This is a genomic window from Pantoea sp. GW821-FHT03E06 (assembly GCF_059420725.1).
This window is the reverse complement of sequence record NZ_JBWKUG010000001.1, coordinates 4,158,547-4,173,222: the sequence shown is the minus strand read 5'-3', so window position 1 is coordinate 4,173,222 and position 14,676 is coordinate 4,158,547. Positions and strand designations below refer to the sequence as shown.

The 14,676-nt window shown below is 54.2% G+C and carries 11 protein-coding genes; 1 reads left to right on the top strand and 10 read right to left on the bottom strand.

Features of this window, described 5'->3' with window-relative positions; translation table 11 throughout:
* Positions 1–7 precede the first annotated feature (7 nt).
* From atpI to ravA, 8 genes are all read right to left on the bottom strand, one after another.
* Positions 8–388 carry a F0F1 ATP synthase subunit I gene (gene atpI, locus AC07WB_RS19500; protein WP_097095514.1) on the bottom strand — a complete coding sequence of 127 codons (381 nt, stop codon included), beginning with the start codon at positions 386–388 and terminating at the stop codon, positions 8–10.
* A gap of 713 nt (positions 389–1,101) precedes the next feature.
* Complete coding sequence (rsmG, locus tag AC07WB_RS19495; protein ID WP_400458590.1) at positions 1,102–1,719, bottom strand: 16S rRNA (guanine(527)-N(7))-methyltransferase RsmG; 618 nt, start codon at positions 1,717–1,719, stop codon at positions 1,102–1,104.
* 47 nt (positions 1,720–1,766) lie between these two features.
* Complete coding sequence (mnmG, locus tag AC07WB_RS19490; protein WP_097095516.1) at positions 1,767–3,656, bottom strand: tRNA uridine-5-carboxymethylaminomethyl(34) synthesis enzyme MnmG; 1,890 nt, start codon at positions 3,654–3,656, stop codon at positions 1,767–1,769.
* A 441-nt stretch (positions 3,657–4,097) separates the two neighbouring features.
* Positions 4,098–4,538 carry an FMN-binding protein MioC gene (gene mioC, locus AC07WB_RS19485; RefSeq protein WP_097095517.1) on the bottom strand — a complete coding sequence of 147 codons (441 nt, stop codon included), beginning with the start codon at positions 4,536–4,538 and terminating at the stop codon, positions 4,098–4,100.
* A gap of 154 nt (positions 4,539–4,692) precedes the next feature.
* Positions 4,693–5,154, bottom strand: a complete 462-nt coding sequence (gene asnC / locus AC07WB_RS19480; protein WP_097095518.1) for a transcriptional regulator AsnC — start codon at positions 5,152–5,154, stop codon at positions 4,693–4,695.
* Positions 5,155–5,261: 107 nt separating this feature from the next.
* Entirely contained in the window at positions 5,262–7,400 is a 2,139-nt protein-coding gene (ovoA, locus tag AC07WB_RS19475) for a 5-histidylcysteine sulfoxide synthase (RefSeq protein WP_494941041.1), read from the bottom strand.
* A gap of 54 nt (positions 7,401–7,454) precedes the next feature.
* Positions 7,455–8,915 (bottom strand): ATPase RavA stimulator ViaA, encoded by a 1,461-nt coding sequence (gene viaA, locus AC07WB_RS19470; RefSeq protein ID WP_097095520.1) that lies wholly within the window; start codon positions 8,913–8,915, stop codon positions 7,455–7,457.
* On the bottom strand, positions 8,912–10,408 hold the full coding sequence (ravA, locus tag AC07WB_RS19465; protein WP_097097620.1) for an ATPase RavA: 1,497 nt from the start codon (positions 10,406–10,408) through the stop codon (positions 8,912–8,914). Before ravA ends, viaA begins: the two co-directional genes overlap by 4 nt.
* A gap of 297 nt (positions 10,409–10,705) precedes the next feature.
* On the opposite strand from ravA, the gene kup reads away from it, so the two are divergent.
* Entirely contained in the window at positions 10,706–12,574 is a 1,869-nt protein-coding gene (kup, locus tag AC07WB_RS19460) for a low affinity potassium transporter Kup (protein WP_345827661.1), read from the top strand.
* Between the two features lie 11 nt (positions 12,575–12,585).
* Here kup and qseC read toward each other — a convergent pair whose 3' ends face one another.
* Positions 12,586–13,917 carry a quorum sensing histidine kinase QseC gene (gene qseC / locus AC07WB_RS19455; RefSeq protein ID WP_345827662.1) on the bottom strand — a complete coding sequence of 444 codons (1,332 nt, stop codon included), beginning with the start codon at positions 13,915–13,917 and terminating at the stop codon, positions 12,586–12,588.
* Positions 13,914–14,576 (bottom strand): quorum sensing response regulator transcription factor QseB, encoded by a 663-nt coding sequence (gene qseB / locus AC07WB_RS19450; RefSeq protein WP_494941040.1) that lies wholly within the window; start codon positions 14,574–14,576, stop codon positions 13,914–13,916. The genes qseC and qseB overlap by 4 nt, the downstream gene beginning before the upstream one ends.
* Between the last annotated feature and the right edge of the window lie 100 nt (positions 14,577–14,676).

The following is a 14,676-nucleotide window of genomic DNA, read 5'->3' as shown; positions in this document are numbered from 1 at the left end:
ATGCCTCTTACCCTTTGTTGTTAATTACAGCCGGCGCGACGATCTGCACCACCAGCACCGATAACCACGTGATTGCGAGCGGCCAGAAGACCGCACCAAACACACCCAACGCCACCGCGAGAAAAATGACCGTTGTGAACACCTTCAACACTTCACCGAGGGCGAAGCTCCAGGCAACACGGCCTTTCGCAGGCGTTTGATCCTGCAGGCGCCAGGCTAAAAACATAAACAACACGTTCGGCAGCCAGGCTGCCGCTCCACCGGCGATGGCAGAGGCGCCCCAGGAGACCTCTTTCAGGGTAAAGAGCGCACCGATGATGACAAAGGTCACCAGCTGAATGATCAGCACGGCCCGGGCTAATTTCACACTGTAAAGAGACACTGACATGACGCTGAACTCTCCTGCCCCGAACGGGGTATGTCGCGTGTCGTATAAGACTGCCTTTACTCATTTGAGTCAAGCAGCAAAAGCCGTGCAAATTATACGGGCGCCACCTGCGATTTCAATCGGTAAGTAGCGAAAAGGTGAACAATTATTTAAATTTCTTTCTGGAGCGCTATTTTTGAAAACATCGCCTGGCGAGCAGGGTTCGATAAAAATCTGAAATTGCCCTTCCGACTTGCTTTTAAAGCGTGCTTTAGATCACATAATAAACAAGGAATGGCGATGTGAATTTGTTTAAGTTATGAAAATTAACATTTCACAACCCAATAAATTAATTATTTATCAATAGATTATAATTATCCGGAAACTACATATCATTGATTATCGATAAAAACACTCTATTGACATCATGTCCTGCAATAAAAACGTAAAACTGATATTACGCACGCCGATTTATTGCAGAGTTATATTTTCCACAGTGATTATTTGAGTGCGTAAATACACGCCATAACGTGATCTAAGTGATAATGAAATGTGAATTAATCGTTAAATGTAACAGGACTTTTCGGATAATTTCCGGGATGAATGTTAACTTGCTTACCCTGCCCCACCGAATAAATGCTTTTATCCCAAAGTGTTCAATCGCTGCTTTTTCATTCAATTTCATCACGAAAGCAAACGGCATGGATTGACCTAAATCCATACCGTTGAAAAGGCTATTTTCGGCTAATCACGACTAAATGCCGTTCACCGTCCAGTTCCGGCACCTGCAGCGGTTGAATTTTCTCCACGACAAAGCCAGCAGGCAAGGCTGATATCTCATCATCCGGACGTACCCCCTTCAAGGCATAAAAACGTCCTTCACGACCCGGCAAATGATGGCACCAGTTCAGCATATCTTCCAGTGAGGCGAAAGCACGGCTAATAACGCCATCGAACGGCGGCTCGGATGGGAACTCCTCCACGCGGCTCTGCACGGGTGTAACGTTAGTAAGTCCTAACTCATGCTGAACCTGCCGCAGGAAACGCACGCGTTTGCCAAGGCTATCAAGCAGTGTGAAATGCGACTGCGGACGTACAATGGCCAGCGGAATACCCGGTAAGCCAGGCCCGGTGCCAACGTCAATAAAGCGATCGCCCTGCAGATGCGGCTCAACCACCACGCTATCGAGGATATGCCGTACTAGCATCTGCTGCGGATCGCGCACCGATGTCAGGTTATAGGCCTTGTTCCATTTATGCAGCAGCTCAACATAGCCAACCAACTGCTGTTTTTGTTGATCGGTAAGGGAAATGTTTGCCGCTTTCAGCAGCGAGGAGAGTTTGTTAATCACGACGAGAATTCCATTAACGGGGGCGAGGTACCTCGCCCCGAAGTCTATCAGGCGCTTTTACGCAGCAGGCCCTGTTTTTTCAGGTAGATCAGCAGAATCGAGATCGCCGCAGGCGTAATGCCCGAAATACGAGAGGCCTGGCCGATGGAGGTGGGTTTGTGATCGTTAAGCTTGGCAATCACTTCATTCGACAGACCATTAACCTGCCGATAATCGAGATCCACAGGCAACAAGGTATTTTCATTGCGCTGCTGGCGATCAATCTCTTCCTGCTGGCGTGCAATGTAGCCTTCGTACTTCACCTGAATTTCAACCTGCTCGGCGGCTTGCTCATCAGCGAGCGCCGGGCCATAGCTTGCCAGCGAGGTAAGCAGCGGATAGGTCATTTCTGGACGGCGCAGTAAATCTTCACCGCTGGCTTCTTTGGTAAGCGGTGCACTGATCACCGTGTTTACCTCCGCCACGTGATCTGATTTTGGGTGCACCCACAGATCGCGCAAGCGTTGACGCTCTTGCTCAATCGCTTCCAGTTTTTGGTTGTAACGTGCCCAGCGAGCATCATCAACCAAACCGAGTTCACGGCCTGTCTCTGTCAAACGCAGATCGGCGTTATCTTCACGCAGCATCAAACGATACTCGGCGCGCGAGGTGAACATGCGGTACGGCTCTTTGGTACCCAATGTGCAGAGGTCATCGACCAAAACACCGAGATAAGCCTGATCGCGCCGTGGCGCCCAGCCCTCTTTGTCTGCAGAAGAACGCGCCGCATTGAGGCCGGCTAGCAGACCTTGCGCCGCCGCTTCTTCGTAGCCTGTGGTGCCGTTGATCTGACCGGCAAAGAACAAGCCGTGGATAAATTTACTTTCCAGCGTTGGTTTTAGATCGCGAGGATCGAAGAAATCATACTCAATGGCATAACCCGGACGCACGATCTTCGCGTTTTCAAGGCCCTTCATGGAGCGGACGATCTGCATTTGAACGTCAAATGGCAGGCTGGTGGAGATGCCATTTGGGTAAATTTCATTGCTGGTGAGACCTTCCGGCTCGAGGAAGATCTGGTGCGCGTTACGATCGGCAAAGCGCATCACTTTATCTTCGATCGACGGGCAGTAACGTGGACCAATGCCTTCGATGATCCCGGCATACATCGGGCTACGATCAAGGTTATTGCGGATCACGTCATGGGTCTGTTCGTTGGTAGAGGTAATCCAGCACGGCACCTGCTGTGGATGCTGTGAGACTTTGCCCATGAACGAGAACACCGGCATCGGGTTATCACCGTGCTGCGGAGCCAGTACTGAAAAATCAATCGAGCGCGCATCAATGCGCGGTGGCGTACCGGTTTTCAGACGGTTCACGCGCAGCGGCAGTGCACGCAGACGCTTCGCCAATGGGATTGATGGCGGATCGCCCGCTCGTCCACCGCTGTAGTTATCCAGGCCAATGTGGATTTTGCCATCAAGGAACGTCCCGACGGTCAGTACCACGGTTTTGGCGCGGAATTTCAAACCCATCTGTGTCACAGCACCGACGACGCGATCGTTTTCCACAATCAGATCGTCAACTGCCTGCTGGAAGATCATCAAATTTGGCTGGTTCTCCAGCGCAGTGCGTACCGCCTGGCGATACAGCACGCGGTCAGCCTGAGCGCGCGTAGCGCGTACTGCTGGGCCTTTACTGGCGTTTAGTATCCTAAACTGGATGCCAGCCTGGTCAATTGCCGTGGCCATCAAACCGCCTAAGGCATCCACTTCCTTCACCAGATGTCCTTTCCCGATGCCACCGATCGCCGGGTTACAGGACATTTGTCCAAGCGTATCAATGTTATGGGTGAGTAACAGGGTTTGCTGACCCATTCGGGCGGCGGCCATCGCGGCCTCGGTGCCCGCATGACCACCACCGATTACGATGACGTCAAAAGGATCTGGATAAAACATGAAGTGGGTCCTCGTTAATGTTCGGACAGGGATCGTTGCCCTGGGCGGTGGATTCTACTGAAATTATCTCGGCGGCGAAAGTCGCGGGATCCTGAGGTTTAAAAGAAAGGATCTTTATTCTTTTATATGATCTCTCTGTTAGATCTACTATTAGGATCGCACCAGGCTGTTGATAACCCGGAAAAGCCACGATTTAACAGCGTATTAGAGAGGATCGTTTGCTGTGAATGATCGGTGATCCTGATCCGTATAAGCTGGGATCAAAACAGCAACTTATGCACAGCCTAAAAAAGAAACAGCGGTTGTTATTGGGATAACTACCGGTTATACGCATGAATCAGGCTATGTTATCCACAGATGATCGCGTGTTTAAAGCAAAAAAACAGCGCAATAAACTGGGGATCGTTCTATTTACCCGATCCCCGGCCGGCAAAGATCGTTTTAAATCTGGGTTTTCCATGTGGACACCCACACTTCAGCCGCGTCTTCCGGGATCTCATGCTCAAGCACGTCGATCTCAAGGCGATCGCCGATGCGTTTGGCACCCAATTGGTTCAACTGCTCTTCCAGCAGCTTGATCGCGCCACAGAAAAGATCGTATTCGTGGTTGCCGATGCCGACTGCACCATAACGTAAGCCGGAAAGATCCGGTTGCGTCTCCTGCAATGCTTCATATAAAGGAAGCAAGTTGTCGGGGAGTTCACCGGCACCGTGCGTGGAGGTCACAATCAGCCAAATGCCTTCCTGCTGCAGCTCATCGAGCTCAGGCCCATGCAGCACCTCGGTTGAGAAGCCCGCTTCCTGCAGTTTTTCTTCCAGATGTTCAGCAACATATTCGGCGCTGCCAAGGGTACTTCCACTGATTAACGTAATATCGGCCATGATGCTCTCCCGCACTAAAGGCGAGCATTGTACGCTGTGATCAAGCCGTGATCCACCTGTGGAAAACAGGGTTAATAGTAGAAAGCATCAGGCGGCAAGTCACGCTGTGCGCGCGATCTGCCGGGGATAAGTTTGTGCACAGTTTAGATGGGGATCACGGCTTAATGGTGCGCATGATGGGGTTTTGCAGTGAGATCAGGGTTTCGGTGGACTGAATTTCGTCGATAGTCTGGATCTTGTTGATCAACACCTGCTGCAGCGCGTCGATTGATCGACACATCACTTTGATAAAAATGCTGTAATGGCCGGTGGTGTACCAGGCCTCAACGACTTCATCTAAGGCTTCCAGCTTACTAAGCGCCGCCGGATAATCACGTGCGCTCTTCAGGATAATGCCGATAAAGCAGCACACATCGAAGCCAAGCTGGCGCGGATCAATCTCCACGCGGGTGCCTAAAATAATCCCCGCCTGACGCATTTTTTCCACGCGAACATGAATGGTGCCCGGGCTCACGTTGAATTGTTTAGCGAGTTCGGCATACGCGGTGCGTGCATTTTGCAGCAGCGCATTCAAAATGCCGCGATCCAGGTTATCCAGCTGAAGGTTTTCCGCCATTGTCCATCCTCGTTGAGTTCTTCTTCTATGAATAGAGGAGAATGTGCAGCAAATTAGCGGTGCAGGCAAGGTGCAGACAACAGCCATGCCGTTGTCTGCACGCTTTATTAGCGCTTGCGCCAGAAGGTCACTTGCGCCTGTGTATGCTGGAATTTGCGCGCCGTCTCGCGGATAACAAAGGGGATATCCTGCGGCGGTGCGACTTCGTCAAACGCGTCACGTAATACGCGTTGCAACGCCTGGTAAGTGGTGAGTGCTTCGCCATTCTCACGCACACCACCCAGCCAGTTTTCTTTCGGCGTGAATTCCTCCAGCCAGGTATAAGGTGACGACAGCACCAGCAAGCCGCCGGCCCGGATCATCGGCGTAACATCCTGCAGGAAGCGTTTGGGCTGACGCAGACGATCAATCAGGTTGGAAGCGAGTACCAGATCGTAACGATCCGGCTGTGGCTTCAGGTTACAGGCATCGCCCTGCACAAACTGGATACGCTGCGCTTGCTGAGCCTCAAGACCAAACTCTTTCAGCCGTACCTGCCGATACTCCACCAGCTCGCCTTCTTCTGGCACCACGTAGCGGAAATCTTCTCCTGATGTCAGCTGTAGCGCGACATCAATAAAGCGCGCCGAGTAATCCATTCCGGTTACTGCATCAAAATGGCGCGCCAGCTCGAAACTGGCGCGTCCGGTGGCACAACCGATATCCAGCGCCTGGCCACGCTCCTGGCAATGCGGCAGCAATTTTTCCACCAGCGCAGCCGCGTAGTTGGGCACGCCGTAGTAACTCGGACCGTACTGGAAATCGAGGTATTGCGACACCATGCTATCCGTTTCATAAGGATTGAGCGCCATCGTTTCTTCATGTGATGAAACCACATAGCGGAAACCGGCGTGCTGGAAGAAGTGACGGCGGAAAGCGTAGCGTGCGGATTTCAGCGCTTCGTTGCCGGTAGAAATCCAGCTGCCGCCTTTAATTAGCGCATGTTTGCCATCAAAGGTCGGCGTGGAGAAATCATCGTAGAGCGGGTGGACTTTAAAACCTTCGAAGCCGTTGGTCGGCGTGGTGGTCCACTGCCATACGTTGCCGACAATGTCGTAGAACTCGCCCTGAGCAAAGCGATCGACCGGGCTGGACGAAGCCCAATACGCCAGATTGATATTGCCTGGCGCGTCAATCCAATCCGGCTGGTCGCCGCTTACCTGTTCACGTAGCTGCGCCCATTCCGCTTCACAGGGGAGTTGCACGGATTTACCGGTCTCTTCAGCCAGCCAGCGACAGAACGCAGCGGCTTCCAGCTGATTCACCTCCGCTGGCCAGTCCCAGGGCATCGCGACTTCCTCAGCCAGCAAGCGCAGCTTTAGCTGATCGGGTTGCTTTTCGTCCCCGATCCAAAACGTCGGCATTTGCGCGCCGGAGAATTCGCGCCAGCCCCAGCCTTCATCATCCCACCAGCGGCGATCGTTATAGCCATCCGCCGCGATAAAGCGGTAAAACTCGGCATTGCTCACCAGCATTTTACTGGCCTTAAACGGCTTCAGTTCTGTCTGCTGGCTGCCATATTCATTATCCCAGCCGTAAGTGTCGTCTGTTTTGCCCTGCTGCACGCGACCCCCGGGCATGGCGACCAGCGTATTGGCTGGCACAGATTGACGATCGTGACGCGCCTGCGGGCAAACCGGCCAGTGTGGTTGCGCTTTTACCCACTCGATGGGCAACTGGCGCATCAGCACGCTGGAGGTTTCCAGATGAATACGTTCGTGCTCGATCCCCATCAAAACCACCCACGCCGGGCTTTCCCAATCGATGGGCAGCGCCAACGGCATGGTGCGAATGAACTCGCTCACCAGACTTTTTACTTTGCCGCGATAGTCGCGGACTTCAGCGATAGTTGGCCAGTCGTAATGGTTGTCGTTGAGATCGTCCCAGCTCATCTCATCCACGCCGATCGCCATCATCGCCTCAATACGATCGTCGACGCGTTGATCGAGATAGCGTCCGGCCATCAGCTTGTTAATGTAGAAGGTCGCAGTGTGGCCAAAGTAGAAGATCAGCGGATGACGCAGCGAAATGGCTTTATTAAACCAGGCGCGTTCGTCGGCCAGACAATCAAACAGGCTTTCATACAGTTCCCAGGTTTGGGTGAAGTACGTTAGCAGTTCGGCTCTTTTTTGTTCGGTATTTTGGCCGGAGAGTCGCAGCGTGTGGGTCGGTGCGGGAAGTTGGGCGGTGGTCACAAGGTGCTCCATTTGCTTGGTGTGCGAACTTATCACTATAGCAAATTAGCATTTCCGCCAGATGACTTAGCGCTGCCAGCGGCGCAGCAGGCGACTTTTCAGGCCGGTATCAAAGCGCCAGATGTGATCGAAAATGCGCAGAATGCCGGGTTTGCCATGCAGCGACATTGCGACCGCGTGGAAGCGCTGTTGATAGTGGCGCTGACGCTGCTTAATGGTGCTAACGACATCGTCGGGCAAACGCTGGGCAATAAAATCCGACACGATCACCGCATCCGCTTCCTGCCACGCGTTGCCTTCCATGCGTTTTACTACGGCGGCAAGGCAGGCGGCGAGATCGGTGCCGCCACGAAAGCGCTGGCTGAGAAAACGAATGGCCTGCTCAATGCCATTGTCGGCGGTGAGCTCATAGCCGATCACTTCATGTGCAAACAACATGATGTAGCAGCGGCGCTTATCCGCCAGCGCCACTTTCAGCAGCGCCAGGCAAAAAGCTTTGGCGCAGCGTTCGTTGAAACCGCCCATCGAACCGGAGGTATCCACGCAGACGATAAACGGTCCGCGCGGCTGCTCTTCGTGTTGCTGGTGGCTAACCGGTCTCATGGTGACTTTTTCGTGCCACGCATCACCCTGTAAACGGTAGGTCAGCAAGCGTTTCTCGACCAAACGTCGATAAAATTCCAGCTCTAACTCGCTAATGCTCAGCGCCGCCAGCTCTGGCGGTAGCAGGCGCAGCACATCATCGCTCTGATGAATGCCGCTGACCTCTTCCGGCACATTATCCGGTTCACGCACCAGTTGGTGAAACGCCTCCAGCGGCGCATCCTGCGATGGCACCGATTTGGCCTCGCGGCTGCGTCCCAGCTGTTGCGCCAGCTTCATCAGTTCCGGCTGCTGAGCAAGGAAATCGCCATACTGCACAATCAGCTCGTAATCGCCGTGTTGCAGCGGCGCTTTGCTCAAATCCCACAGGCGACCAGCCGCGGCCTCATCGTCATCGGTAAGAATCGGTGCCAGCTGACCGCTGATCGCCATGCGCTGCTGCAGCTCCGCCATCAGGCGTTCGCGCTGCTCTTCCAGAATGGTTTCATTTAGCGTCAGCGTTTGCAGTGTCAGGCTGAGGCGCCAGCGTTGCAGAAACAGCGTGTGCTGCGCGTTACTGAGCTGTGTGTTTTCGGCATTAAGAAGCAGTTTGCTGGCTTCTTCAATAAACGGCGACGGCAGACTTTTCAGCTGCGTCATGATGTGGGGTAACTGCTGGGTGAAATTTTGCGTGCTGAGCAGCTGCATCTGCTGAAACAGCTGAAATTCCTGCGCCAGCGTTTCCGGCACCGGCGTGGCTTTGATCTGCTCGGCAATCTCGGATCGCCAGCGCGGCAGATCGCGCATTAATGCCTGCTTCATGCGGGGAAATTTTTCAAAAAAAAGCGCCAGCTGCGGCGAGGCGAGTAACGCGATGATCAGCTCTTCTATCAGCTCGGTTTCACCAATCGATAGCAGCGTACTCAGCGTCTCTAGCGAGATCATTTTCTCGCCTGTTTCAGCTGTTCCGCTACATCCTGCAGGCTGGTTTCAATGCGAGCCAGCCAGTCATCGCTAATGAACAAGCAGCGCTGCTGCTGGCTAAATAGCGTACGTTGCGTGCGCAGCTGCGTTTCCAGCGCCTCATATTCATCGGCGATCTCTTGCGGCATCTCGCTGCTGTTGCTGGCGCCCGGCAGCGTGAGTCGCGTGGATTGCAGGCTAACATCGCGTAGCGTCAGGCAGTGATGCGTATCCACCAGCATATCGAGCGTCTGACCAAAGCCAATGCCATTTAGCTTGCCACGGATTTCGCCGCCTTTCAGCAGCCACTGATTCAGGGCTTCACGCCCCAGCAGAATGTGCGTTACCTGCATATCGTGCAGCATTAGCGGCTGTTGCAGCATCAGTGTCAGCTGTTCGTCCGCGATCGCGGCGGGTAATTCATAATGCGGTTTGCGGCTGAACATGCCGCTGTGTTTCTCCAGCGTCAGCGCTTGCGCAACGCTTTGCTGCTGTTGCAGCGCCAGGCGACGGCCTTTGATCTGCTGCAGTTTGTGTAGCAGCGCCTGTTGCTGCCACGCATGTTGCGACATCAGCGTATCAATTTCGCGATCCAGCAGCTTCATCGAGGCCACGTCATGCCATAGACAATCTTTCAGCAGAATTAAATCGATGGGGGCGATGGTCACGCGACCACTATAGAATGCGCTGGCCTGCAATAAATGAATGGCTTTTTTCCAGCGGCGATCGGAGATGTAGGGCGCATCCGGCAGCGTTTCTAGTTGCTGACGTAGCTGATAAATCAGTTCGAACACGTGATCCGGCAGGCTGACCTGGCTGATGCCTTTCTGCCACTGCTCATACTCTTCATCGCTGATGCGCAGTGACTCCGCCACAGGATTGTCGTTTTCGTCCTGCTGATGGGTGAGCATGCTGCGGAAATTCTGTTTCTCATGCACATTATCCAGCCACAGACGAATCAACATGCGGTCATACAGTGCTTCCAGTCCGCTATCCGCTTCAGGCAATTCGTTGGAGGCGGTAACCAGCAGGCGCATCGGGATTTTTTCTTCGCTATCGCCGTTACGGAAGCGGCGTTCGTTGATGGCGGTTAGCAGGGTATTCAGAATCGCCGGGCCGGCTTTCCAGATTTCATCAAGGAAGACAATCTCAGCATCGGGCAGATAGCCTTTGGTCAGTCGCTGATAGCGGCCCTCATCTTTGAGTGCCTGAATCGACAGCGGGCCAAACACCTCTTCAGGGGTAGAAAAACGGGTCATCAGATATTCAAAAGCGCGGGCGTGCTGGAAGGCATATTTCAGGCGGCGGGCGATAAGGCTCTTGGCGATGCCCGGCGGCCCAAGCAAAAACACGCTTTCCCCGCTGAGCGCGGCCAGCAGACAGAGACGGATCGCGTGATGGCGTTCATACAGCCCTTTTTCCAGCGCGTTGCTCAGGCGAGAAATTCTTTCTGCCAAAAGATGGGGTTGAGCCATAATCACATCATTATCCTTTTGATCCTGGTGCCGTCATAGTTTGGCGAGCGCAATACTCTACTGATTATCATGCGCGAATGCGTTGATAGCCGTCAGCTTTTTTGTTTCAGAAGGTTGATGCGAGAGAACTCGCCGCTTCCAACGGTTTTTTAGCCGGATTTTCGGCGAAAAACCGCGTCACCGACGCGATGGTGACACTTTGTAAGAGTAGGTTTTTTTGGGAATATGTGCATACTGTGCGCTTTTTGATGGCTTGAGCGGTAGGCAAGTGCCTCCGGCTCCAACAAAAGACAACTTATGAGCTCGGATAAGAAACAGTCCCTTGGTGCAGTCACGCTGGCGGCTATTGGCGTGGTGTATGGCGATATCGGTACCAGCCCGCTCTATACATTGCGTGAATGTCTCTCTGGCCAGTTTGGTTTTGGCGTTGAACGTGAAGCGGTTTTTGGCTTTCTTTCGCTGATCTTCTGGCTGCTGATTCTGGTGGTATCACTCAAGTACATCAGCTACGTGATGCGTGCAGATAACGCCGGAGAAGGCGGAATTTTGACGCTAATGTCGCTGGCCGGACGCAATACTGGCGCCAGAGCAACGGCGATTCTGGTGATCATGGGACTGATTGGCGGCAGCTTCTTCTACGGCGAAGTGGTGATTACACCAGCCGTTTCGGTGCTTTCTGCAATTGAGGGGCTGGAAATTGCGGCCCCAAGTCTGGATGCCTATATCGTGCCCCTGGCGATCGCCGTTTTGACCCTGCTGTTTGTTATCCAGAAGCACGGCACCGGCATTGTCGGTAAGCTGTTCGCACCGGTAATGCTGCTGTGGTTCCTGGTTCTGGCGGTATTGGGCGCGCGCAGCATCATCAGCAACCCGGACGTGCTGCACGCGATGAATCCCTACTGGGCGCTGCACTTCTTTATCGAATACAAAACCGTTTCCTTCTTCGCGCTTGGCGCGGTGGTGCTGGCAATTACCGGCGTGGAAGCGCTGTATGCCGATATGGGCCACTTCGGTAAATTCCCGATTCGTCTTGCCTGGTTCATCGTGGTGCTGCCATCGCTGGTGCTGAACTACTTTGGCCAGGGGGCGCTGCTGCTCAAACATCCGGAAGCGATCAAAAACCCGTTCTTCCTGCTCGCGCCGGACTGGATGCTGATCCCGATGTTGATTCTGGCGACCTTAGCCACGGTGATCGCCTCGCAGGCGGTGATTTCCGGCGTGTTCTCGTTAACCCGTCAGGCGGTGCGTCTCGGCTACCTGCCGCCAATGCGCATTGTGCACACCTCTGAGGAAGAGTCCGGGCAGATTTATATTCCGGTGATCAACTGGCTGCTCTACTTCTCGGTGGTAATTGTGATTGTCGGCTTCGAGCACTCCAGCAATTTGGCCGCGGCGTACGGCATTGCGGTAACGGGCACCATGGTGCTGACCGCGATTCTTTGCTCTACCGTGGCGATTCAAAACTGGCACTGGAACCGCTATCTGGTAGTGCTGATTCTGATTGCCATGTTGTGCATCGATGTGTCGCTGTTCTCCGCCAACTTGATCAAAGTGTTCTCCGGCGGCTGGCTGCCGCTGACGCTGGCGCTGATGATGTTCATCATTATGACCACCTGGAAAAGCGAGCGTTTCCGCCTGCTGCGTCGTATGCATGAGCACGGTAACTCTCTGGAAGCGATGATTGCTTCACTGGAGAAATCGCCGCCGGTGCGCGTGCCAGGTACTGCGGTATACATGTCGCGTGCGCTCAATGTGATTCCATTTGCCATGCTACATAATCTCAAACACAACAAAGTGCTGCATGAGCGCGTGGTGCTGCTGACGCTGCGCACTGAAGATGCACCTTACGTGCACAACGTACGTCGAGTGACGATTGAGCAGCTGTCGCCCACTTTCTGGCGCGTAGTGGCCAGCTACGGCTGGCGTGAAACGCCGAACGTGGAGGAGATTTTCCACCGCTGCGGCCTTGAAGGGCTGAATTGCCGCATGATGGAAACCTCGTTCTTCATGTCGCATGAATCGCTGATAATCGGCGATCGTCCGTGGTATCTGCGCCTGCGTGGCAAGCTGTTCCTCGCGCTGCAACGTAATGCGCTGCGCGCGCCAGATCAGTTTGAAATCCCACCGAACCGCGTGATTGAACTGGGAACCCAGGTCGAGATTTAACGCTCTGCGCGTCACCAGCTTAAGGTGACGCGCAATCCTCCGCTGGCGCGCTGGCTGAACTGCAATCGAATGCCGTGCAGCTGGGCAATATTCTTCACAATGGAAAGCCCCAATCCACTGCCGGTTTGTGTCTGTCCCGGCGGTCGCCAGAAGCGTTCACCCAGCCTCGCCAGTTGTTCTTCGCTGACGCCTGGTCCGTTATCGTCAACGGTAATGGCGCGCGCATTAAGCTGCACATTGATGCTGCTGCCCGAAGGTGAGTAGCGCAGCGCGTTATCCAGCAGATTACGCACCATTAAATTCAGCAACAGCGGATGACCGTTCATCACCGGTTCGGCGTGGTGAGTAAATACTAAATCGGTATGCTGCTGTTCCGCCTGCGGGAAATGCTCCGCCAGCAGATTTTGCAGCAGCGGCGCCAGCGCGACCGGTTGAAATTCGCTGCGCAGATCGTCAGCCTCGACGCGTGAAAGCGTCAGTAGCTGATCCACCAAGCGCGTGGCGCGCACGATGCCGCTATCCAGCTGCTGAATGGCGCGTTTGCGCATCGTTTCATCATCATCGGCCAGCTGAATCACTTCGCTCTGTACGCGCAGCGCCGCCAGCGGGCTACGCAGCTCATGGGCGGCATCGGAGGTAAAGCGGCGTTCGCGTTGTACCAGCTGTGCCATGCGGTTAAACAAACCGTTGAGCGCTACCACCAGCGGTTTCACCTCTTTGGGCAGGCGCGCGTCCGGCAGCGGTTTAGCATCATCCGGCGCACGCTGATGCAGCGATGCGGTAAGGCGTTTCAATGGACGCAGCTCAAACCACACCAGCGCCAGCAAAAACAGCAGCATAAAAGGCATGGCGATCAGCCAGGGTAACAAGCTGCTGAGTGCCAAATCGCGCGTCATATCATCGCGATATTCCCACTCCTGACCCACCACCACGCGATAGCGTTTATCGGCAGAGGTAAGCCACACTAAGCGCCAGCTGTCTTTATCGTCGCGCAGGTGGCCATCGACAAAACCATCGCGCTGATGATCAAACTGCAAATCGCGACCGTTTTCGCCATCGTTCAACAGCGGCTTGCCCTCGGCGCTGTAAATGGCAAATGCCAGTGCATCATCATCCTGATCGCCCCGATGATGACGCAGGATAGATTTGGTTTTTGGCAGCGTAACGTCTTGCCGCGAGGTGGGATCGAGCGCGATCAGGCGCTTTGCGAACAGCATTTGCTGCGTATCAAACAGCTCGTTCACCGTATCGCGGGTTTGCTGCCAGGCGCTGAGGCCGGCAAGTCCGCCGCACAAGAGGATCAGCACGACAAAGCCGATGGCGAGGCGCAGGAACAGACTCATTCCACCGCTCCCAGCGTATAGCCCACGCCATGCACGGTACGAATAAACTGGCTGCCGAGTTTTTTACGCAGATGATGAATATGGACTTCCACCGCATTGCTGGAGACATCTTCATCCCAGCTATACAGTTTTTCTTCCAGCTGGCTGCGCGTTAGCACGCGGCCAGGATTACGCAGAAAGAGCTCCAACAGCGCCAGTTCCCGACTCTTCAGGCTGACGGCTTCGCCATCGCACATTACGCTGTGGCTGTCGGGTGCCAGGGTAACCTTGCCGTGTTTAAGCTCTGGCTGCAGCTGTCCATGACGACGACGGATCAGCGCCTGCAAACGTGCGGCTACTTCTGTTAGCGCAAACGGCTTGCACAGGTAATCGTCGGCGCCGAGCTGCAATCCTTGCACGCGCTGATCGAGCGCATCGCGCGCCGTGAGGATCAGCACCGGCACATCGTGTCCTTGCTGGCGCCATTGACGCAGGATATCTAAACCATCGCGTTCCGGCAGCGACAGATCCAGCACTACTGCATCCCAGGGCGCGGCGGTTAGGGCCTGAAATCCGCTTTCCCCCGAGACAAACCAGTCCACGCTGAAGCCGAGTTTGGTGAGGCCAACCTTCAAACCGTCGCCAATCAGGGCGTCATCTTCTATCAATAAAATGCGCATAACTTCTCCTTCTGTTAAGCGGAGTTATACGAAGCACATTCTTTCTTGTACAGCGAAAATCGCGGCAAATAGGCTATTTTTCAGGAATGTACGCGCAAAG